Annotated in this window: 22 protein-coding genes and 1 tRNA gene; 12 read left to right on the top strand and 11 right to left on the bottom strand. The window is 60.8% G+C overall.

Annotated elements, in window-relative coordinates; all coding sequences use genetic code 11:
* Positions 1–81 precede the first annotated feature (81 nt).
* The gene (locus NH448_RS07275) at positions 82–879 is read left to right on the top strand and encodes a M48 family metallopeptidase (RefSeq protein ID WP_045993710.1); all 798 of its coding nucleotides are present in this window, start codon (positions 82–84) and stop codon (positions 877–879) included.
* Between the two features lie 205 nt (positions 880–1,084).
* Here the strand turns inward: NH448_RS07275 and NH448_RS07270 are convergent, their stop codons facing one another.
* From NH448_RS07270 to NH448_RS07260, 3 genes are all read right to left on the bottom strand, one after another.
* Positions 1,085–1,282: a hypothetical protein gene (locus tag NH448_RS07270; RefSeq protein WP_124804775.1), complete on the bottom strand. Its 198-nt coding sequence runs from the start codon at positions 1,280–1,282 to the stop codon at positions 1,085–1,087.
* A gap of 70 nt (positions 1,283–1,352) precedes the next feature.
* Positions 1,353–3,749 carry an arylsulfatase gene (locus tag NH448_RS07265; RefSeq protein ID WP_253028635.1) on the bottom strand — a complete coding sequence of 799 codons (2,397 nt, stop codon included), beginning with the start codon at positions 3,747–3,749 and terminating at the stop codon, positions 1,353–1,355.
* Positions 3,750–4,020: 271 nt separating this feature from the next.
* Positions 4,021–5,346: an MFS transporter gene (locus NH448_RS07260; protein WP_045995203.1), complete on the bottom strand. Its 1,326-nt coding sequence runs from the start codon at positions 5,344–5,346 to the stop codon at positions 4,021–4,023.
* Between the two features lie 636 nt (positions 5,347–5,982).
* On the opposite strand from NH448_RS07260, the gene NH448_RS07255 reads away from it, so the two are divergent.
* On the top strand, positions 5,983–6,726 hold the full coding sequence (locus NH448_RS07255; RefSeq protein ID WP_157033155.1) for an abortive infection family protein: 744 nt from the start codon (positions 5,983–5,985) through the stop codon (positions 6,724–6,726).
* Here NH448_RS07255 and NH448_RS07250 read toward each other — a convergent pair.
* On the bottom strand, positions 6,698–7,594 hold the full coding sequence (locus tag NH448_RS07250; RefSeq protein WP_083970691.1) for an FRG domain-containing protein: 897 nt from the start codon (positions 7,592–7,594) through the stop codon (positions 6,698–6,700). The genes NH448_RS07255 and NH448_RS07250 overlap by 29 nt on opposite strands.
* Positions 7,595–7,915: 321 nt before the next feature.
* Between NH448_RS07250 and NH448_RS07245 the strand changes: the two genes are divergently transcribed.
* From NH448_RS07245 to NH448_RS07230, 4 genes are all read left to right on the top strand, one after another.
* Complete coding sequence (locus tag NH448_RS07245) at positions 7,916–8,545, top strand: recombinase family protein (RefSeq protein WP_045991745.1); 630 nt, start codon at positions 7,916–7,918, stop codon at positions 8,543–8,545.
* Between the two features lie 283 nt (positions 8,546–8,828).
* Positions 8,829–9,002, top strand: coding sequence for a hypothetical protein (locus tag NH448_RS07240; protein WP_157033004.1), 174 nt, complete (start codon positions 8,829–8,831; stop codon positions 9,000–9,002).
* A 356-nt stretch (positions 9,003–9,358) separates the two neighbouring features.
* A complete protein-coding gene (locus tag NH448_RS07235) occupies positions 9,359–9,787 on the top strand; it encodes a Rha family transcriptional regulator (RefSeq protein ID WP_083970249.1) in 429 nt (142 codons plus the stop codon).
* Positions 9,732–10,088, top strand: a complete 357-nt coding sequence (locus tag NH448_RS07230; RefSeq protein WP_083970248.1) for a KilA-N domain-containing protein — start codon at positions 9,732–9,734, stop codon at positions 10,086–10,088. The genes NH448_RS07235 and NH448_RS07230 overlap by 56 nt, the downstream gene beginning before the upstream one ends.
* On the opposite strand, the gene NH448_RS07225 is transcribed toward NH448_RS07230, so the two are convergent.
* From NH448_RS07225 to NH448_RS07205, 6 genes are all read right to left on the bottom strand, one after another.
* On the bottom strand, positions 10,006–10,356 hold the full coding sequence (locus tag NH448_RS07225) for a hypothetical protein (protein ID WP_045991746.1): 351 nt from the start codon (positions 10,354–10,356) through the stop codon (positions 10,006–10,008). The genes NH448_RS07230 and NH448_RS07225 overlap by 83 nt on opposite strands.
* 16 nt (positions 10,357–10,372) lie before the next feature.
* Positions 10,373–10,762, bottom strand: coding sequence for a helix-turn-helix domain-containing protein (locus NH448_RS23645; protein ID WP_366077750.1), 390 nt, complete (start codon positions 10,760–10,762; stop codon positions 10,373–10,375).
* Between the two features lie 36 nt (positions 10,763–10,798).
* A complete protein-coding gene (locus tag NH448_RS07220; protein ID WP_311767536.1) occupies positions 10,799–11,155 on the bottom strand; it encodes an RNase H family protein in 357 nt (118 codons plus the stop codon).
* A gap of 880 nt (positions 11,156–12,035) precedes the next feature.
* Positions 12,036–12,320, bottom strand: coding sequence for a hypothetical protein (locus tag NH448_RS07215; RefSeq protein ID WP_016854961.1), 285 nt, complete (start codon positions 12,318–12,320; stop codon positions 12,036–12,038).
* Positions 12,321–12,407: 87 nt separating this feature from the next.
* Positions 12,408–14,183 (bottom strand): site-specific integrase, encoded by a 1,776-nt coding sequence (locus NH448_RS07210; RefSeq protein WP_052704268.1) that lies wholly within the window; start codon positions 14,181–14,183, stop codon positions 12,408–12,410.
* Positions 14,184–14,275: 92 nt separating this feature from the next.
* Positions 14,276–14,365 (bottom strand) — tRNA-Ser (locus NH448_RS07205).
* A gap of 319 nt (positions 14,366–14,684) precedes the next feature.
* On the opposite strand from NH448_RS07205, the gene NH448_RS07200 reads away from it, so the two are divergent.
* From NH448_RS07200 to NH448_RS07175, 6 genes are all read left to right on the top strand, one after another.
* Positions 14,685–15,356, top strand: coding sequence for a Bax inhibitor-1/YccA family protein (locus tag NH448_RS07200; RefSeq protein WP_045991749.1), 672 nt, complete (start codon positions 14,685–14,687; stop codon positions 15,354–15,356).
* Positions 15,357–15,477: 121 nt separating this feature from the next.
* Positions 15,478–15,870, top strand: coding sequence for a sulfurtransferase complex subunit TusD (gene tusD, locus NH448_RS07195; protein ID WP_045991750.1), 393 nt, complete (start codon positions 15,478–15,480; stop codon positions 15,868–15,870).
* Between the two features lie 81 nt (positions 15,871–15,951).
* Complete coding sequence (locus NH448_RS07190) at positions 15,952–16,332, top strand: DsrE family protein (protein ID WP_045991751.1); 381 nt, start codon at positions 15,952–15,954, stop codon at positions 16,330–16,332.
* A gap of 112 nt (positions 16,333–16,444) precedes the next feature.
* A complete protein-coding gene (gene tusB / locus NH448_RS07185; RefSeq protein WP_052704269.1) occupies positions 16,445–16,735 on the top strand; it encodes a sulfurtransferase complex subunit TusB in 291 nt (96 codons plus the stop codon).
* A gap of 9 nt (positions 16,736–16,744) precedes the next feature.
* Positions 16,745–17,098 (top strand): TusE/DsrC/DsvC family sulfur relay protein, encoded by a 354-nt coding sequence (locus tag NH448_RS07180; protein WP_045991752.1) that lies wholly within the window; start codon positions 16,745–16,747, stop codon positions 17,096–17,098.
* 10 nt (positions 17,099–17,108) lie between these two features.
* Positions 17,109–17,684, top strand: a complete 576-nt coding sequence (locus tag NH448_RS07175; protein WP_045991753.1) for an ACP phosphodiesterase — start codon at positions 17,109–17,111, stop codon at positions 17,682–17,684.
* 68 nt (positions 17,685–17,752) lie between these two features.
* On the opposite strand, the gene NH448_RS07170 is transcribed toward NH448_RS07175, so the two are convergent.
* A partial coding sequence (locus NH448_RS07170; RefSeq protein WP_253028634.1) for a molybdopterin molybdotransferase MoeA occupies positions 17,753–18,557 on the bottom strand: 805 nt, incomplete at its 5' end.

Here is an 18,557-nt window from a genome sequence, read left to right as displayed (position 1 = left end):
GTCAAACACCGTGACAAACGGCATCATTCAGACGATAGGGCGATGGTCGCCCAGCAGCTTTTCATGAAAAGGTCAGGCTCGATGAAACGATCCTATTTTCCCGTGGTACTGACGCTATTGCTGGCCGTCGGGCTGGGGGGCTGCGACGAGACACCCACCGGGCGTAGCCAACTTGCCTTGGTGCCTGGCTTCGTGATGAGCGACATGGGGGGTGACGCCTTTGAGCAGATGCGAAGCCAGCTACCGCTTTCCACCGATGCCGCCATCAAGGCCGAGGTTCAATGTGTCAGCGACGCCTTGATCAAGTCGGCGCGGCTTGTCTACCCCAAGGTCGAGATGCCTGACGACTGGCAGGTGGTCGTGTTCGACAATCCCTCGCCAAATGCCTTTGCCTTGCCGGGAGGGCGCATTGGCGTGCACTCGGGGCTGTTGCAGGTCGCTCAGACGCCCGCCCAGCTGGCCGCGGTGGTCGGTCACGAGATCGCCCATGTGCTCGCCGACCACGGCAACGAGCGATTGACCCAGCAGTTGGGCATCAAGGCCGTGCTGCTGGTGGTAGGACTGATGAGCGAGGGCGACGTGGGTCAGGAACCCTTGCTCCAGGCGCTGGGCATCGGCAGCCAGCTCGGTATCGCCTTGCCGTTCAGCCGTGCCCATGAGTCCGAAGCCGACGTGATGGGGCTGGCCATCATGGCGCGCGCCGGATTCGATCCCGGCGAGAGCGTCGCCCTCTGGCGCAACATGGCATCGGTTGGCGGTGATCAACCGCCGGAGATCCTGTCCACCCACCCGGGGCATCAGTCACGTATCGAAGGGTTGCGTGCCGAGATGGTGCAGGCCAAGGAGGTTTACAGAGGCGTTTCGCCCAGCCGCTGCTAGGGCTTGTCTGAAAAGTGCCTGCGCTCGGTAATACGGCGTTAAAAATCGGATCAACATGCTCATTTACACCCCGTAAACTGCGCTGTCTCACCGATTTTTGCCTTGTCTAACCTTCGCTCGTCGACTTTTCGGACAGCGCCTAGGGCTTGTGCGAAAAGCGCCTGCGCTGGGTAATACGGCGTTAAAAATCAGATCAACAGGCGCGTCAGACGTTGGTAGGCGTTCGACCGAGCTTGTCTTCAAAGGCCAGGGCCGCGGCGGCGGCCCTGGCTTCGTCCTGTCCATCGTGGCGAGAGACCACCCGCCGTGAGGCGTTGGGAGAGGAATCCGAAAATGCCACCACCGCCCAGCGAGTGCGCTTCATCGTTCTTGTCTGATAACTCTCCACACGATAATGCTTCATGTCCATCCATCTCGGCATAGTTCACGGGTATGACCCTGATTGCCGACGTAAAGTTCGAAAGCCTCACCAATTAGAGCAGCTCGATCGTAAAGGCTTCTATCTTGCCGCCAAAGGCGAAAGGGCGTCGATCTGCGTAGTGGCGTGAGACGGGGGACCCCAGATCGCGGCCCACGTCGAAGGTCTCGCTGGCGCTGAAGGCCAGGGGAACCGTCGTGGGCACCTGACCTTCCGCCGCGGTCTGCCCATCCACCTCGATCGTCACCTGCGCCGCTTTACCGGGCACCGGGATCCGGGTGGTGATGACGATGTCGTGGCTGCCCGGGGCCAGGGCGGCTGTGTGAATGCGGGTATTCTCCATCAGCAGCATATTGTACTCGTAGGTCAGCCTGCCCTGATCAAGATAGACGCTGAGCCCGCCGCCGGCACCTCCGATGGCATACAGCACGCCCTCGGCATCGCCCTGGCCAGTGTCGATACGCAGGCTGGCCCGGGTACTCTGGCGACCAACGCCGGGGGCCGAAAATTCCGGCATGCGTTGGGTCGTCTGGGTAAAGGTCCAGTGATCGTAGCGCGTCTTGACCCGGTCCTCGGGGTGGACGCGAAGCCAGTTGCCCGCGCCGGTGGGGAAGGCCTTGTTGTCCTCGGCGATATCCATGAAGCGTTGTTTCATCATGGCCAGTCGCTCAGGCTGAGCATCGGCCAGATCTCTGGCCTGGGAAAAATCGCTTCGCAGGTCGTAGAGTTCCCACACATCTTCGGCGGAATCCCAGTCGGCGATCCGCTGTGCCGCGCTCGAGGTATCCCAGGGAACCAGCGGGCCAAAGGTACCGGCAAAGTAGCCATCCAGGTAGAGCCCTCGACTGCCGTTATTGTCGAAGAACTGGTGTTGCTTGCGTCCGGGGGCATCGGCGTCGCCGAAGGTGTAGGCCAGGCTGATACCGTCCATCGGCATCTGCGGGTAGCCGTTGATGACGTCCGGCAGCGGGATGTCCAGAATGTCGTAGAGGGTCGGGGCAATATCCACCACGTGGTGGAACTGGTGACGTACCTGCTCATCCGGTGCGATATGGCCGGGCCAGGAGATGACCATGGGATTGCGGGTCCCGCCGAAATAGGCACCGAGCAGCTTGGTGCCCTTGAAGGGTGTGCTGCCTGCCCAGGCCCAGCCGGCGTGGTACATGTTTTCGGTCTGGGGGCTGCCGAGAACGTCGAGGCCGCCCATGCGATCCAGTACCTCCAGCTGCTGGGCGACACTGCTGCCGATATTGTTCTGGGCCAGCAGTTCGCTGATCGAGCCGTGCTGGCCTTCGGCGCTGGAGCCGTTGTCGCCGACAATATAGATGACCAGGGTATTGTCTCTAAGCCCCATTTCCGCCATGCCCTCGAGCAGACGCTCGACCTGGCTGTCGGTGTGCTCCACGAAGCCGGCGTAGATTTCCATCAGGCGAGTCTGGAAGTCGCGTTGGCTCTCGGGAATCTCGTCCCACCCTTGCAGGCTGTCGTCGCGTGGCGTGAGTGCTGTGCCCGGCGGGATGATGCCCATCTCGAGCTGTCGCTGGTGGGTACGCACGCGGTAGGCATCCCAGCCATCGTCGAACTGGCCGTCGTAGCGATCGGCCCATTGCGGTGCAACGTGATGGGGGCCGTGGGCCCCGCCCGGCGCCCAGTACATGAAAAACGGCTTGTCCGGATCGAAGGCGCGGTAGTCGGCGAGCCACGCGAGCGCCTGGTCGGTCAGGTCCTCGGTCAGGTGGTAGTCGGGGTCGTCTTCGGGGGGCTCGACATGCAGGGTGTCCACGGTCAGGCGTGGCTCCCACTGAGAAGTCTCGCCCCCCAGAAAGCCGTAGAAGTGCTCGAAACCATAGCCGGTGGGCCAGCGATCCTTGGGGCCGATCGCTGTCGTCTCGACCGCCGGGGTGTTGTGCCACTTGCCGAAGGCGGCGGTGTGGTAGCCGTACTGCTTTAGCACCTCGGCCATGGTGGCGGCATTCTTCGGAATCACGCCGGTATAGCCGTCGAAGGCCACCGCCCGTTCGGCAATGGTACCGGAGCCCACCCGGGTATGATTGCGACCGGTCAGCAGGGACGCCCGCGTGGGAGAACAGATGGACGTGGTATGAAAGCCGGTGTACTCGATGCCTTCATCGGCCAGGCGCGACAGCGCTGGCATCCTGATCTCGCCACCGAAGACCTCGGACACCCCGAAGCCCACATCGTCCAGCATGACGATCAGAACATTGGGGGCGTCTTCCGGCAGGTGGGACGGCTGGTCCGGCCACTGCATGGTGGCGTCCTGGAGGCGAGGTGGTACATCGCTCGGCATGGGGGCGGGGGCGAAGGGTAATAACGCTCCGTCCGTCTCGGGCCGACCGGTCTCGGGCTGGCTTGCCCCAACCGGGCCCGATACGGGAGAGAGCAGTACCAGGCCGGCGAGGACGCCGACCATGACTTGCATGGACCTCTGCATGACACACCTTCCTCGATAGCGGATTGCTGCGCATGGAAACGCTGGCTCGACGGGCGTGTCCCTGGCGACAATCGTTGCTGTGTTTCGGTAGCGACTCGTTCAGAAATCGTTGAGCGCCTATCACAGCAGGCCGAGCTATCGGCGGCGATAACACTGAGGGGAGATGACGCGACGTTATCTGGGGTGATTGACCCCGGTCAGGATTGTCGCATGGTCCTGGCAGGGGCATGGCTTATGCCGGGCATAGCGCTATTTGGGGCTGCGCCGTGGGTCAGCCCCGTTCTTCTTTATGGCTGTGTTCAAGACCGGCGGTCGGCTCATCTCGTGGGTCTTCTCCAGCCAAGTATTCAGGGTCCTCCAGTGGCTCGCCCGCTTCGTTCTGAAGCTGTAGATCGTAGGCGGACTGGAGGCCCGGCGGATCTTCCACCTCTTCATCGCCCACCTGATGAATATGGCCTGGGTACAAGGGCGACAGCAGGGCAACCAGGATGCCGATTGACGCGAAAATGGCGAACCCCTCGGCATAGCTGACGACATTGAGCAGAGCGCCGATGACCGGCGAGCCGGTGGCCTGGCCAAGCGACACGGCCATGAAAGGCAGCACCGGCCCCATCGCCAGGCGTCCGGGCAGCAGGCGAATGCCGGTCATCAGGTAAAGACCCGTCAAGCTCATGTAGGCGAGGCCAAAGACCAGAGCGGAGAATGCCGCCAGCACGGGTTGGGCGGGGCTGGCGGCAAGCAATGCCAGGCTTGCCGCCAGCATGGTCAGCATCAAGGCCTGGGTGATGGGCGGATTGTTGCGGTCGGCCAGATCCGCCACCACCGCACCGCCTAGACCGGCGATGCCGACGGCGAGCCACAACCACCCCGTGGCGCTTGGTGACAGACCGCCAAGCGTCACCACCAGGTCCGGAGCAAAGATCCAGTAGGCGGCCGAGATGAAGCCCATCGCGTAGGAAAACAGGGTGAGCCTCACGAGCCGTGACCACGGCAGTTCACGCAATGCAGGTGGGTCGGCGGCGTTGGAAGGCGTGATGCGCGACACCGAGGGTAGGTACAGCCAGGTAGCGCACACGCCGATGACCGTCAGCAGGGCGAAGGACAGATAGGCCAGTCGCCAGGCGTCGGCCATGAACAGTACCGTTGGTACGGCGACGATCACGCCGATACTGGTTCCCGCATTCATGACCGAACTGACACGAGCATGCAGTGAGCGTCTCACCAGCGCCTGCATCCCGGCGGTGAGTGCGGGCATCATCAGGCCGGTACAGATGCCGCAGGCGAACACCCCGATGCTGAGCATGGTCGCATCGGCCGCTCGGCTGATCAGTGCCAGGCCGACGATACCGAAAAGCCCGGACAGTACCGCTGCGTAGCGGGCGCCAAGACGATCGGTGGCGTAAGGCGCCACCGCCGTGGACAGCAGGAAGCTGATGAGGGGAAGGGCGCCGATGATGCCGATGGCATCAGGCGTCAGCGACAGCTCATCGCGAATCTGGGGGACAAACAGGCCGAAGGCAAAACGGGCGAGTCCGTAGCTGATGGCGACCAGGGCCGCGCCGAAAATCGCAAAACCGGTGCTGGAAAGAGACCTCATGCTAGCTCCTCCGACATGCACGTTGCGCCACCTGAAGTGCTCTGGCGCCTTGATGCATCGTGTCTGGTTCGTCCCTGTCGTGCTGCCTGGAGCAACAGATGCAAGCAGGGTGCACGATTTGCGGCGTTGTCGCCAATCCATCAACGACAATCGGTGACCTTTTCACGACAACCGGTGAACAAACCTTGCTGCTGGGGGGCTGGTGTACAGAACCAGGTGTGCAGTAGCTGGTGTGCAGTCCCTGGTGTGAAGAACCATGGCGGGGCAGCGCCTCGAGACCGTCGAAGGACTGGCGTGCCGACAGGCAGGGAGCTGTTGTAGGAAGAGGGAAGAGGGAAGAGGGAAGAAACGAAGAAGGGGATCAGTCTGTCGACTGATCCCCTTCTGGATTCGAGGTGGCGGAGGGACAGGGATCGCCCTCATCAACCCGAAAACCCATTTAAAATCAGCAGCTTGGCTGTGTTGATTCCTCCTCAATGTAGCGTTTTCCTGTAACAGAAGCAATGAGTTCGTACTTGGAGCTTGGCGGTAACCATCGTCCAGCGCTACTGTAGGTATTCGCGTAGAGCGAGAGGTCATAACAGTGCCTCTGGGAGAAAGCTAGACGTCGGATCAATGGGGTTGAAGGAAAAGAACATGGATAGACAGCTTTTGCTGGAACATGCTGAATCGATGCAAAACATGATGGTGGCCCGTGCCACAGGTGGTGATGCTAGCGATTTCGAATACTCTCAGATTCGAGCCGCTTTGCTAGATGACCCAAGCATAGCGCAGCTTGTTCCTCAAATGGTTAAGACATGCCGTTCACCAAGCCAGCTCTGGAGCTTCATCAAGAAAATCGAGCAGTATGAACCGAGAAGACAGTTCATCTGGAGCGAGTTTAGGCCCCTCCTCGACAAGCTGGAGCAAGTAGGTGCTCCATCTGATATGGCTATTACCGATACACTCGAAAACTTTGACTCAACCCATGTTCATATAGCATGGCAGAAGACGTTGTCTCGAAGAACATCGGACCCTGAGGGTGCTATCACAATGGCCAAGTCCCTAATTGAAAGTGTCTGCAAGCACATCATAGAAGAGGTGGATGGAGAGGAGTGCTCGGGCAGAAGCGATGACCTGCCAGCTTTATATCGTAAGGCATCACAAGCACTGAACCTTGCTCCAGAACAACACATGGAGGAAACCTTCAAGCGTATTCTTGGAGGATGCTCTAACATAGTTACTGGTCTTGGTGAGCTTCGTAATAAAGTTGGAGATGCTCATGGCCAAGGGCCTCGGCCAGTTAAGCCGAGTCCTCGACATGCTGAATTTGCAGTCAACCTTGCGGGAACCATGGCTGCTTTTTTGATTGCTACACTCGAGGTAAGGAAAAATCCCTAATTTCCTGATCTAAATCTTCCAGAAGCATGGTTTCGATTGAGTCTTTCGCAGCACCGTCGTGACCTGGAAAGAGTGTCGCTGTAGTCACTCCTAACATTTCTATCTGTCGCATCAGATTGTATGCTTCCGAAAGAGGAAGAAGATGCCTTTTTAGATAGCTCCGGGAATGTCTATGATTCAAAAGATCAAGATCGCCAAGATCAAAGCCTTTGATGAACGTAAAGCGCCCCTTCTGAGCGGCTAAGTTCTGGCTGGTGGAGCCTGGAGCATTTCTAATCCTAAAGGTTTCCTTGAATCCTGCTGCTTGCATTGTGTCAAGTTCTACAACGGCAAGCATCCACTCTGAAAGATTTGCATCTTCTCTCTGTGAAAGCAGCCTTCCCCTTTCATGTATGGCCTGAGAAACAGAGAAGTAGCAAGCAACTAATGGTGAAGTTGTCCAGTCTAAAAGTCTTGTAGGAACCCCGTGGTGCTGTGCTTGTGCGAGAAAGTGAAATACAGCATTGTCGTCTGACGGCCAAAGGCTTGGGTACTTAAATAAATCTACGACGCGCCCATAACTGTTTGTCCCTCTTGGCTCTAACAGAAAATCTCTTAGCTGGTCGCTATCTCCAGCCACTTTTATCCCAGCATCGTCGCAAGCATTTACAAATCTTGCTAAGTACGCAATTTCCTTAAATGCTCTTGAGTCATCAGCATAGATGGCATTCAACTTGCGAGACCCTGTGGCCCTTGAAATTGATGGACTGAGAGTCCAGGACTGATGGCCTAGCCCTCTATAAATAATGCCCGCACTTTGGTTGTCAATAAAGTGTTTCAGAAGTTCTGAAGCATTGTGATGCTCACTCTGAGGTATCTCATCCCACATCGATTATTCCTTCTTATTTTGATGATTCATGTCCATTCCAGATCGAGTGCCTGACATGTCTAGGGCGTTTCGCAAAAATAAACCAAGGCACACAGGTGAACGAATAATCTACAAGCTGTGCGTACCCGGCGTCCATCCTTCGGCTCGCGTCGGTCTGCTGTCAGTGCGGCGTCGATCCGTGACCACTAGGGTGTACCTCAGCGAGCACGTCTCAAGGCGTCCTGTATCCGTATTCACATACATGGGTTGACGACCCTAGCGAGCACACCTACTGTGAACACATCCAAGTGAACACGCTGCTCGACAAGGGAGTGAACGACGATGGCTTACATCCGTGCCTATCTCCGCGCCTCCACCGATGACCAGAACGCCAGCCGTGCCCGTGAGGCGCTGACCAGCTTCACCAGCGAGAAGGGAGTGACAGTCGCGTCGTGGTACATCGAGAACGCCAGCGGGACCAAGGCCGACCGTACTGAGCTGGCGCGACTCATTGACGATGCCCACCCCGGCGACGTGCTGTTGGTCGAGCAGGTGGACCGACTGACGCGCCTGACGAAAGGCGATTGGGACAGGCTCAAGGGCGCCATCCAAAGCGCGGGCCTTCGGGTCGTCTCCCTGGACCTACCGACGAGCCATGCGGCGCTGACCGTGGGCAACGGTGACGACTTCACCGGGCGGATGCTTGATGCAGTGAACGCCATGCTTCTCGACATGCTGGCGGCAGTCGCCCGCAAGGACTACGAGGACAGGCGTAGGCGTCAGGCCCAGGGCATCGAGAAGGCCAAGCAGGATGGCCGCTACAAGGGCCGTCCGGTGAACGAGGAACTACATCGGCGGGTCATGGAGCTTCGGGAGCAAGGCTTCAGTGTCCGCAAGACTGCCGACATCGTGGGCTGTGGTGTCAGCACCGTCCAACGCGCCATGAAGCGAGCCGAGCAGCCCGCTCAGTGAGGGACAACATGCGGTGTGACATCGAGGCAGGGCCTGGCGGTCCTACTTTTTTGTGTCGGCTTGAAGCCATCCCCTGGTGAATCGGTTGTCACCGGGAGCCAGTCAGCGCGGGCAGCCTGAGAGAAGTCCATTCATCCCCTGCCGAACCAGACCCGAAAGCGGGTTAATCCTTTTATAATTAATTAATTATTTATTTATGTATGGCATGGCCTGTAGCGTGCCCGGTGCTGGCGCTCAGAGCCGGGCGCCAAGGACTACCATCAGACAGCAAGGAGACGACGCAATGCGTATTGAGTTCGCTCGCTGGGGCATAGAGCTGGCCATCATGGGATTGATCGTCAGGTTGGTCGCGGGAGATGTCTTCCTGCGGATGCCGATGGTCGGGCTACTGGCCTGGAATCAGTGCGGCCTGTCCCCGGATCGCTGGGCAGATGCCAAGCATGAGCCGGTGCTTTAGGCGCTGACGCTCAGCCATGGGGGATGGGTGCCTTGCTTCGTTCATCCCCCCGTGGGTGCCATGAAGATCGACTTCCAACCGCCACCATGCGCCCGCTCGGGGCGGGGCACGGGGAAGCGCGTTCCCTTTATAGACTCAATTACCGGCTCAGATGTGCGCCACAAAATGGCCGGGGTGGTCGCCTGTAGGAGTCCCTCGGAGTCCCGTTCCTCTGGCTCAGCGACGGACACACGGAGTCAGGCGAACACAGGTAGATCATCTTCCTGCGTGTCTGCTGTCCGCGCCACCGTGGCGATTCCTCGGCGTGGCCACTGGAAATGCAGCCATGTGAGCAACTCGGCAGGGCCAATGCCTTGATGGTCCTCCAGATTTCGCGAGAGAGCGCCAGCGCCACCACCGAGCCCACCAGGAGCAGCCGCGAGATCGCGGAGGTGGTCGAGAAACGTCACGACAAGGTGAAGCTGTCCATCTCACGACTGGCATCCCATGGTGTCATTTCACGTCCCCAATGGGGGGAAGTCAGCATTCAGCAGTCCCGCCGAGCTGAGTCCGCGTCTGTCTACTACGTCAACAAGCGCGACAGTTATGTGATCGTCGCCCAGCTTTCCCCGGAGTTCACCGCCCGCTTGGTGGACCGTTGGCAAGAGCTGGAGAAGCAAGTGGCCCAGCCGCAAGTTCCGCAGTCCTTCGCCGAGGCGCTGCGTCTGGTTTGGACAGTGAAGGCGAGGCATTGCCGAACCATGCCGCTTCAACCTCAACGACCTCCACAAGGCAGCCGGTGGTAATCCGAATGACCAGCCCGCGTTCTTCAACCGCCGGACGGAGACGTATGCCCTTATCGCTGAACTCGCAAACTCTGCGGATTCGCAGAATTTCGAGCCGAGCGTCTCACGGGCCGGCCGCAATGGTGGCACCTTCGTCGTCAAGGAGCTGGTCTACGCCTATGCCATGTGGATCAGCCCCGCGTTCCACCTGAAGGTGATCCGTGCATACGACCAGATGGTCACTGAGCCTCAGCCGCAGGTCCCCCGACGAGCAGATAGAACAGGCCCGCCGCTGCCTCCATGTCCCGTGACTGCGCCTTGAAAGTCTCACTCGCTGGCGCAAGGCATGGGCTGGCCTCCCGGTCGTGCCTGAGGCCGAGCAGCGTACGGAGGGCCTGTGAGTCGCCCTTGTCGAGGTCTTCGGGGCGACGTTGGAGAAGGATCGACATGACAGCGGGCGTGACGTGGATGTCATCATTGGTCAGATGGACATTGATCCCTCGCCGACAGACGGTCTTGTGGAGGTGGTGGAGCTTGGTCCGTGGGCTGGCACCCTTGAGCTGGCGGACAGTGTGAACCTCGATGGCCATGGTGGTGCATGCCTCTCTATCGTCTTGTGCGTCGGAACTTGCCTTCTTCCCAGCGATGGCTCAGATCCACGCCATGCGCCCGACAGGCCCTCCACACGGTCGTTCTCCCGATGCCGAAGTGTCGGGCAGTCTCAGCGATGGATGCTTGCCGGGTCCAGCGCCAATCGGCGACCGTCTTCGGGTCGATCTTGGGCATAGCCCCTGAGGGCACGGTGGACGTGTAGGACAGACCAGCCTCTCGCCAGATGGCCTTGACCTGCGTGTCACTGATACCGAAGTGTTCGGCTGTGGCGCGTCGAGTGGCTCCGTTCTGCTGTCGCCACTGGATGACCTCCTGCCTATCTACCTTGGGCTTCGGGCCGGGCTTCCGTGAGGCTTCAGAGTTCCTCGTATCCGTGTGTGACATGTCCTCCATCCTTGTCCTTGTTCTCAGGTTCTCGGGTTAGCCGTACTCCTTCACCGACGCGCCTTCAGCGCCAGCCACGGCGAGCGAGTCCGCCAGCTCATTCTCCGGGTGTCCGTCGTGGCCACGGACCCAGTGGAAGCGGACGGCGTGGGTCTGAAGCAGGGCATCAAGCTGGCGCCATAGATCGGCGTTCTTGACGTGGGCCTTACTGGCCGTCTTCCAGCCTCGACGCTTCCAGCCGCTCAGCCATTCGGTCGCGCCGTTCTGGACATACTCGCTGTCTGTCGTCAGCTCGACATGGGCGGGCCGCTTCAGGGCCTCCAATGCCTTGATGGCTGCCGTCAGTTCGGCCCGGTTGTTGGTGATCGTGTCGCCCTGGAGCTTCCCGGCGATCTTCAGGCGTTATCCGTGGCCGTTCATCAGGACAGCGCCCCAGCCGCCTTGCGGGTTGCTCTGGCCGTTGTTGCTGCAAGCGCCGTCCGTGAAGATGGAGATGGTGGGCCGTGTGTCGTCGGTGGGTGTGGTCGGTTGAACCATGGTGATCGTTCGTCCTCATTGTCGGAGACAGTCGGCCCCTTCAGCCAAGCGGACCAGCAAGACGGACGATACCGCCTGACTGCCCGACTGCCTTCGAGAATGTGCTGGGTTCGATGATGGTGATGATGTATCCCAGACACGCGCCCACGCATTGAGCAGCGAGGGAGTGTCGGAACGTCGGCCCAAGGGGAAAGCCGATAGGTGGTCAGCAAGGGCAGCCGACCGGGAGCACTGGAAGAGGTCCACGGCCCTAGTCTGTCATGGGTGGATCATGGACGATAACGACGCCAGCGATGGCGCCGGGTGTGCTCAGGGGGTGCGTCTTACAGATGGACTAGAAGAGAAGGACCTACGGAAGGGCGCAGGTGCCAGTCTTCTAGATGTCCCCTGCTACCCGTAGGCAGCCCGTCGCTGGCGCGACAGGTCGCCCGGACTGCGCCGGGGGCTACCACCTCCCCGGTGTCCTTACGTCGAGCATCTCCGCGTTCCCAAGCACCCCGACAAGCGGGGCAGTTACTAGCGTCATCTCGAAGGCGATTAAGCTACGGTGAGCAGGGGCGTCGAAGTCGGTCGCAGTATGCCTAGCCTTCTTAGAGCGGTCCCCAGAGAACGGTTGGTTCTCCATAGGTGGGCCGCAATCAATTTGGCGCTGTGTGGCGCTGTGAGCGCTTATGGGGGGGTGAGTCCCGCCCAACGGTAAAAGATCCGTGAGCGGGCGCGCATGGCGATGCGCTGGTTAGTTCAGCTCGAAGTCCACGAAATTATTCCACTCGCTAATAGCTTCTTCGGCTGCACTGCTGTGGTTGTCTATGGCGTCATTCTGTTCATCCACGAAGTTCTGGATGCACATCCGGTAGTTATCTACCTCCATGTTGAACTGATCGACTTGCCACTGGCTGGTGAACTCAAAGGGCTTGATGGGCTGAGAGCAGGAATGATCTGCGCCCCAGCGATCATGAGCGAATGCCGTTCCAGCCGACAGGCTTGCAGCGATGAGTATGGCCAAGGTCAGTTGCTTCATAGATGTCCCGCGCTAATAGTCGACGTACTTGAGAAGGCGGTCTATGGCGCCATTCCCTAAATGGTCAGTTGTTGCTGTACCGTTAGGTCATTTACTTTGATGCAGGTGTCTCAAGTCAAGGCCCCGGTACTCAAGGCGACAGATGGAGTCGTTTAGGGTCTCCAGCTCGTAGCCAGACCCGTACCGTGCTGACATGCCCGCCTCGGCGTGGCCTTGCAGGGCGTCCATCACATACTTATCAACGCCCGAGTTCCGGCAAGCGTCCTCGAAGTTGTGCCGTAGAGAGTGGAAGGCGTTCTGCCCGTGCTTGATCTTGAGGGAGTCGAGCAGCGCCCGGAACCGCTTGGAGTAGACGGACGAGTAGTAGCCGTCGTTCCCCATGGGCATGTCAGGGAACAGCCGCTGGCTCCCTTGCTGGCGCATCTTCTCGACGTGATCGAGGAAGCCCAGCCGCTTCAGCTCAGGGTGGATGGGCGTCTGGCGCCAGCTACTGGTGGTCTTCAGCGACTTGTCATCGCCGTCGCCATTGATGTCGATGAAGTCGATACCGTGCTCGTGCTGAACATCCGAGACATAGAGTTGCAGGACTTCCCCCATCCGGGCCCCGGTGAACAGCGAAACCAGCGGCACCCAGAACATGCCCGAGTCCCGAGGGACCAGCGTACCGGGCTGGCGCCAGTGATGGAGCGACTTGCAGCCGGTGAAGACAGGGGCGCGGAAGATGGCCCGCAGCTCCTCCAGCGTGAAGGGATCGCGTTCTTCGCGGGCACGCTTCTTGATGGCCACTTTCAAGCCGTTCAGGGGATTGGGCGGACACTCGTCATAGTGCTTGGCGGCCCAGTTCCAGAAGGCAGCGGCGTAGCCGATCAGTTTGTTCACGTTCTTGCCCGACATCGGCGCCATGCCCAGCTCGTCGGCTCGTTCGGCAGCCTTGTCGATGGCCAGTCCCTGGAGCGGCTTTTGCTTCGTCCAGTTGCTGGGGAGCTTCATCAGGACCGACTTGAAGGCGCGACCATCGGCCTTCGCGTAGGCGTCCAGCGGCTTGTCACCGACGACCGTGATGAAGTTGTCGAGGGTGGTCCGGTGATCGTTGGTGGTCTTCGGCGCCCAGCTCAGAGACTTCTCCGCGATCCATTCCTTGGCCACGGCGGAGAGCAGCGGGCCTTGTCCATCGTCCGCGAGACTCTGGCGAGCTTCCGACGCTGGGGCGGTGGCCTGTGATGGCAGCGAGTCCACGGTGGGTGTCGGGACTATCTCGCCCTCGTTGCGCGACTGCTGGTCCTTACCGGCGCGAATGTAGGCGGCCTGTAGTGCCCGAGCCAGCGGACGCCAGCTTGGAGAGTCCGGCGACAGGGCAAGCTCTACCCCATTCCATGACAGAATGTCCTCGGCCTCGTCCATAAAGAAGGTGCCCATCCGACCACGGGCGTAGAGGTGGCGGGTATGGCCTATGCTGTCTTCAAGCTCCTCGGCGTACTCATCGAAGTCCCAGCGTTCCCAGTCCGTACCGGGCTCGCCGGGCTCCTCCTCGAAGATGCCTTCCGTCCTTATCTCCTCGTCGGCTTCCAGTAGGGACGCATGATAGAGGGCTGCAAGGTGCTCGATCTGTTCATTGGTGAGGGCGTCGAGGGGCTGGGCTTGGGCTGCCACCCAGCGACGATGATGGTCGAACTTCCGGTCCACCTCGGCGGCTGCCTCACGGACACGGCGTAGCGCCTCCTGATAGTCGGAGGTCTTGAGGGAAAAGGTCTCTTCAGCCTTGGGGTAGCTGGCCTGGATGTCCTGTGGGATGGCGGCCCGGTGATAGTAGCGAGCGCCACGGCGATACAGGCGAGGATGTCCGGTGACTTTCACGGTCTTCATGGCCTCCCAATGTAACACTTCAATGGGACAGCCAAGCAAGAAAAAGCCCCGAGGACAGTATGTTACTGATTCCTCAGGGCCTAGTGTTCGAGTGGCGGAGGGACAGGGATTCGAACCCTGGAAGGGCGTTAACCCTTGCCGGTTTTCAAGACCGGTGCATTCAACCGCTCTGCCATCCCTCCGGCTCACGGCGGTGTACTTTACCAGCTTTTCTCCTCACGTCAACACTTCTGTGCGATCAATGTCTTACGCGATAGAGCGACACCCCTCCCTGATGCCTTCAAAGGAGCTGTTGCAATAGGGTGACTGCGCAAAAATTGTGCAGCTAAGCAATTTTTTGTCGCCGATAGGAAACAGTGTTCGCGCCGCCCATGGCGGGCCCATGGGCCAGTCTGATCGCTTGAATGGCGTTGAAACCCCGTCGCCAGGCGGCTTGCGTCGGGAACTTGCTGGGGGCATGCTGTGTCGAATGCATGTCAACCAACAGGGAGCTCTGGATACATGGCTTATCAAGAGTCACAGGTGAATCGTCAGACCCAGACGCAGGTCGCTGCGACGAACAAGGTTCTGCGCAACACCTACGGCTTGCTGGCGATGACACTACTGTTCTCTGCCATCACCGCAGGGGCTGCCGTGGCCCTCGGTGTACAGCAGATGAACATTCTGGTGTTCTTCATCGGCGCCTACGGCCTGATGTTCCTGGTCCACAAGACCGCCAACTCGGCCCTCGGCCTGCTGGCGACCTTTGCCTTCACTGGCTTCATGGGCTTCACCCTCGGCCCGATCCTGAGCGCCTATCTGACGCTGTCCAACGGTCCCGAGCTGATCATGACCGCACTGGGCATGACCGGCCTGACCTTCTTTGGTCTGTCGGCGGTGGCGTTGATCACGCGCAAGGACTTCAGCTTCCTGGCGAACTTCATGATGGCTGGCGCCATCGTGCTGATCCTGGCCATGGTGGCGGCGTTGATCTTCAATATTCCGTCGCTGTCGCTGATGGTATCGGCTGGCTTCGTGCTGTTCTCCTCCGCGGCGATCCTGTACCAGACCAGCGAGATCGTGCACCGTGCCGGCGAGACCAACTACATCCTCGCCACCATCACTCTCTATGTGTCGATCTACAACCTGTTCATCAGCCTGCTGTCGCTGCTGGGCGTGGTAAGCCAGGACTGATCGTCGCAAGACGTTCTGGCACAACTGTCGTACACTGTCGGCCCCGCCTTGGCGGGGCCGACGTGTTTTTGATGACCCGCTTTCTTCAACTCCCGACATTGGCGGGAGCCAAGGGAATACCATGCGTTATGCCATCCTGCTGCTGGGTGCCCCCTACAGCCATCAGGCCGCACACAGCGCGCTGCGCTTCGCCCGTGCGGTGATCGCCCGCGGTCACCACCTGGAGGCCGTCTTCTTCTATCGCGATGGCGTTCACAACGCCGCGCGCCTGGCATCGCCGCCCCAGGACGAGCCTCATCTGGTCGACGGCTGGACCACGCTGAACCAGGAGCATGGCGTGCGTCTCGAGGTGTGCATCGCCGCCGCACTGCGCCGAGGCATCGTCGACGCCGACGAGGCGGCCAGGCACGGCAAGCAAGGCCACAGCGTCCAGGCGCCGTTCGAGCTGACCGGCCTCGGGCAGCTGGTGGACCTGGGCCTCGAGTGTGACAGGCTGGTAACCTTTGGTGCCTGAACAACACCGAGCTGCTGCCGACTGCCGCCACACAATGGGTCCCGAGCAGGGCAACGCTGAACCGAGAAGAGTGGAAGGTCGATGATTGAGGAACCCAACGACGATTCGGGGGATCTGCTGGTGATTCTTCGTCATGGCCCCCATGGCACCAGCTACCTGAAAGAAGGTCTCGACACGGCGCTGGTGGCCGCCGCCTTCGGACGCCGGGTATCACTGTTGTTTATGGCCAGTGGCGTGGCGGCACTGGTGCCGGGGCAGGGCGCCGGTCCGCTGGGGCAGAAGGGCACCCAGCCGACGCTGGCCATGCTCGAGATGTACGACATCGACCGGCTGTTCGTGGATGGGGCAGGACTTGCCGAGTTGGGCGTGGCGCCCGAGACGCTGACGCCGGATGCCACTGTCATCGAGGGTGACGCCATTGCCGCCCTGATGGCGGAGCACGCATTGGTGCTGACCTTCTGAATTGGCGTCACAGACGACTCGAGACCGCGTCTCTGTCGGGGCTCGCTCCCACCAGGTTTCACCCATCGACGTCAGCCACTGGACTCACCCACGACCACTACCAGGAATCGGGATGATACTGCACACCCTCAATCGTTCACCGCTGGAGTCGACGGTCTATCGGCAGGCGCTACGGGCGTTGGCAGAAGACGATAAGCTGTTATTGATCGAAGACGGCGTGCTTGGCGCTCTGCCGGCCCAGCAGGCGCTGTGGTCCTCTCTGCCCGGTCGTCTACTGGCGCTGGCCGAAGATCTCGAGGCGCGCGGCTTGAGCGAACACTGTGCCACCGGCATCGAAGTCGTAGACGTGGACGGTTTTGTCAGGCTCACCGAAGAGGCCGATAAAGTGGTCAGCTGGTACTGAGGTAACACGATGGCAAGCACTGAAACTGCACGAACCCTGGATCTCGGCCAGGCCTCAGTCCCCCTGGACCCGGAAGGCTATCTGGTCAATCTCGATGACTGGAGTCCCGCCGTCGCCGAGGCGCTGGCTGCGGAAGAGGGCATCACCCTCGGCGACGAACACTGGCAGGTGATCGACGTCCTGCGAGACTTCTATGCGCGCTTCGAGCAGGCACCGGCCATGCGCCCGCTGGTCAAGGCGGTGGGCCAGGCGCTGGGCAAGGACAAGGGGAGCTCGCTGTACCTGATGAAGCTGTTCCCCGGCAGCCCCCCCAAGCTGGGCGCCCGTTTGGCGGGCCTGCCCAAACCAACCAACTGCCTGTAGACGTGCGGCGTTGAACTTTCTCGCCCACGCCTGGCTCGCTCGTGCCGGTGACGACGACTTTCTGCTCGGCAACCTGATCGCCGACGGCGTCAAGGGGCGCGATCTCGGCCAGTGGCCCGAAGGCGTCGCAGCCGGCATACATCATCACCGGCGGGTGGACGCCTTCGTCGATCGCCATCCATCGGTACTTGCCGCTCGACGCCGGGCGCCGGCGGCGAGTCGTCGCGTGGCCGGTATTGCCCTGGATCTGATGTGGGACCACTTTCTCGCTCGGGATCTGGCTACCAGCGACCCGCACGAGCGCGAGGTCGTGATCGAGCGATGCTATCGACTGTTCGAGTACCACGGCGCACCGCAGCGGCTGGCCACCATGGTGCCTGTACTGGTGCGTGAGGACTGGCTGCGCCGCTACGCCAGCCTCGCCTTCACCTGCCGTGCCATCGCCGGCATTGGCTCACGACTGTCCGGGCCCAACCGACTGGCCGAACTGGTACCGCATCTGCGCGATGACTATCGTCAACTGGACGACGACTTCGCGACCCTGTGGCGCGATACCCGCGCGGAACTCGAGACCTCGGGTTCCTAGGGCTCTAACCTTCGCTCGTCGACTTTTCGGACCGCGCCTAGCGACTACCGCGCTGCTTCAGCGGACCGCTACCAGGTCCGCAGCCACAGGCATTCCACCTTGTCGCCCGGCGCTATCTCGCAATGGGGCGGGATCACCGCCAGGGCGTCGGCATCAATGCAGGATGACAGTACCCCGGAATTCTGGTCGGAAAACGCCAGGGCGCTGACGCCCTGTGGGCCGAAGGCGAGGCGCACCCGCATGTAGTGCTGGCGCGGACCGGTGGAGGTGGCAAAGTCGCTGCGGGCCCATAGCCGCGGTAGCTCCGCCATGGACTCACAGCCCTGCAGGGCACCCAGCAGCGGGCGCAAGAATAGCCAGGCACCGACATAGCTGGACACGGGATTGCCGGGCAAGCCGACAAACCGCACCGGCGTGCCGTCAGGTCCTTCCATCTGGCCCAGGGCCAGCGGCTTGCCGGGACGAATGGCCAGGCGCCACAGGTTCAGCGTGCCCAGTGACTCCAGCGCCGCCTTGACGTGATCTTCCTCACCGACGCTGACGCCGCCGGTGGAGACCACCAGGTCCGCTACCTCGGCGGCCTCCTTCAGACAGGCGCGGGTACCCTCCGGGCTATCCGGCACGCTGCGCGTGAGCACTATTTCGGCGCCGAAGCGCTCCAGCAGGCTCTTGAGCATGGGGCGGTTGGAGTTGTAGATCTGGCCAGCTGCCAGGGGCTTGCCCGGATCGATGATCTCGTCGCCGGTGGACAGCAAGGCCACCCTGGGTCGGCGGTGGACGTCCACTTCGACGATACCCTGGCCTGCCAGGTGGCCAAGTGCGGCGGCGTCCAGCCGAGTGCCGGCGTCCAGCAGCGGGGCGCCTGCGCGTACG

Origin of the sequence: Halomonas sp. OfavH-34-E (assembly GCF_024124525.1) — a bacterium.
Taxonomy (GTDB): domain Bacteria; phylum Pseudomonadota; class Gammaproteobacteria; order Pseudomonadales; family Halomonadaceae; genus Halomonas; species Halomonas litopenaei.
The sequence above is the reverse complement of the archived record's forward strand: the minus strand, read 5'-3'. Positions and strand labels throughout refer to the sequence as shown.

What these genes read in the sequence shown, in the direction of transcription:
- NH448_RS07240 (WP_157033004.1), top strand. Translation starts at nt 8,829, where the DNA reads ATGCGTATTGAGTTCGCTCGCTGGGGCATAGAGCTGGCCATCATGGGA.
- NH448_RS07250 (WP_083970691.1), bottom strand. Translation starts at nt 7,594, where the DNA reads ATGTGGGATGAGATACCTCAGAGTGAGCATCACAATGCTTCAGAACTT.
- NH448_RS07275 (WP_045993710.1), top strand. Translation starts at nt 82, where the DNA reads ATGAAACGATCCTATTTTCCCGTGGTACTGACGCTATTGCTGGCCGTC.
- NH448_RS07255 (WP_157033155.1), top strand. Translation starts at nt 5,983, where the DNA reads ATGGATAGACAGCTTTTGCTGGAACATGCTGAATCGATGCAAAACATG.
- NH448_RS07180 (WP_045991752.1), top strand. Translation starts at nt 16,745, where the DNA reads ATGGCAAGCACTGAAACTGCACGAACCCTGGATCTCGGCCAGGCCTCA.
- NH448_RS07265 (WP_253028635.1), bottom strand. Translation starts at nt 3,749, where the DNA reads ATGCAGAGGTCCATGCAAGTCATGGTCGGCGTCCTCGCCGGCCTGGTA.
- NH448_RS07225 (WP_045991746.1), bottom strand. Translation starts at nt 10,356, where the DNA reads ATGGCCATCGAGGTTCACACTGTCCGCCAGCTCAAGGGTGCCAGCCCA.
- NH448_RS07200 (WP_045991749.1), top strand. Translation starts at nt 14,685, where the DNA reads ATGGCTTATCAAGAGTCACAGGTGAATCGTCAGACCCAGACGCAGGTC.
- NH448_RS07235 (WP_083970249.1), top strand. Translation starts at nt 9,359, where the DNA reads ATGGTCCTCCAGATTTCGCGAGAGAGCGCCAGCGCCACCACCGAGCCC.
- NH448_RS07260 (WP_045995203.1), bottom strand. Translation starts at nt 5,346, where the DNA reads ATGAGGTCTCTTTCCAGCACCGGTTTTGCGATTTTCGGCGCGGCCCTG.
- NH448_RS07210 (WP_052704268.1), bottom strand. Translation starts at nt 14,183, where the DNA reads ATGAAGACCGTGAAAGTCACCGGACATCCTCGCCTGTATCGCCGTGGC.
- NH448_RS07215 (WP_016854961.1), bottom strand. Translation starts at nt 12,320, where the DNA reads ATGAAGCAACTGACCTTGGCCATACTCATCGCTGCAAGCCTGTCGGCT.
- NH448_RS07190 (WP_045991751.1), top strand. Translation starts at nt 15,952, where the DNA reads ATGATTGAGGAACCCAACGACGATTCGGGGGATCTGCTGGTGATTCTT.
- NH448_RS07270 (WP_124804775.1), bottom strand. Translation starts at nt 1,282, where the DNA reads ATGAAGCATTATCGTGTGGAGAGTTATCAGACAAGAACGATGAAGCGC.
- tusD (WP_045991750.1), top strand. Translation starts at nt 15,478, where the DNA reads ATGCGTTATGCCATCCTGCTGCTGGGTGCCCCCTACAGCCATCAGGCC.
- tusB (WP_052704269.1), top strand. Translation starts at nt 16,445, where the DNA reads ATGATACTGCACACCCTCAATCGTTCACCGCTGGAGTCGACGGTCTAT.
- NH448_RS07245 (WP_045991745.1), top strand. Translation starts at nt 7,916, where the DNA reads ATGGCTTACATCCGTGCCTATCTCCGCGCCTCCACCGATGACCAGAAC.
- NH448_RS23645 (WP_366077750.1), bottom strand. Translation starts at nt 10,762, where the DNA reads ATGTCACACACGGATACGAGGAACTCTGAAGCCTCACGGAAGCCCGGC.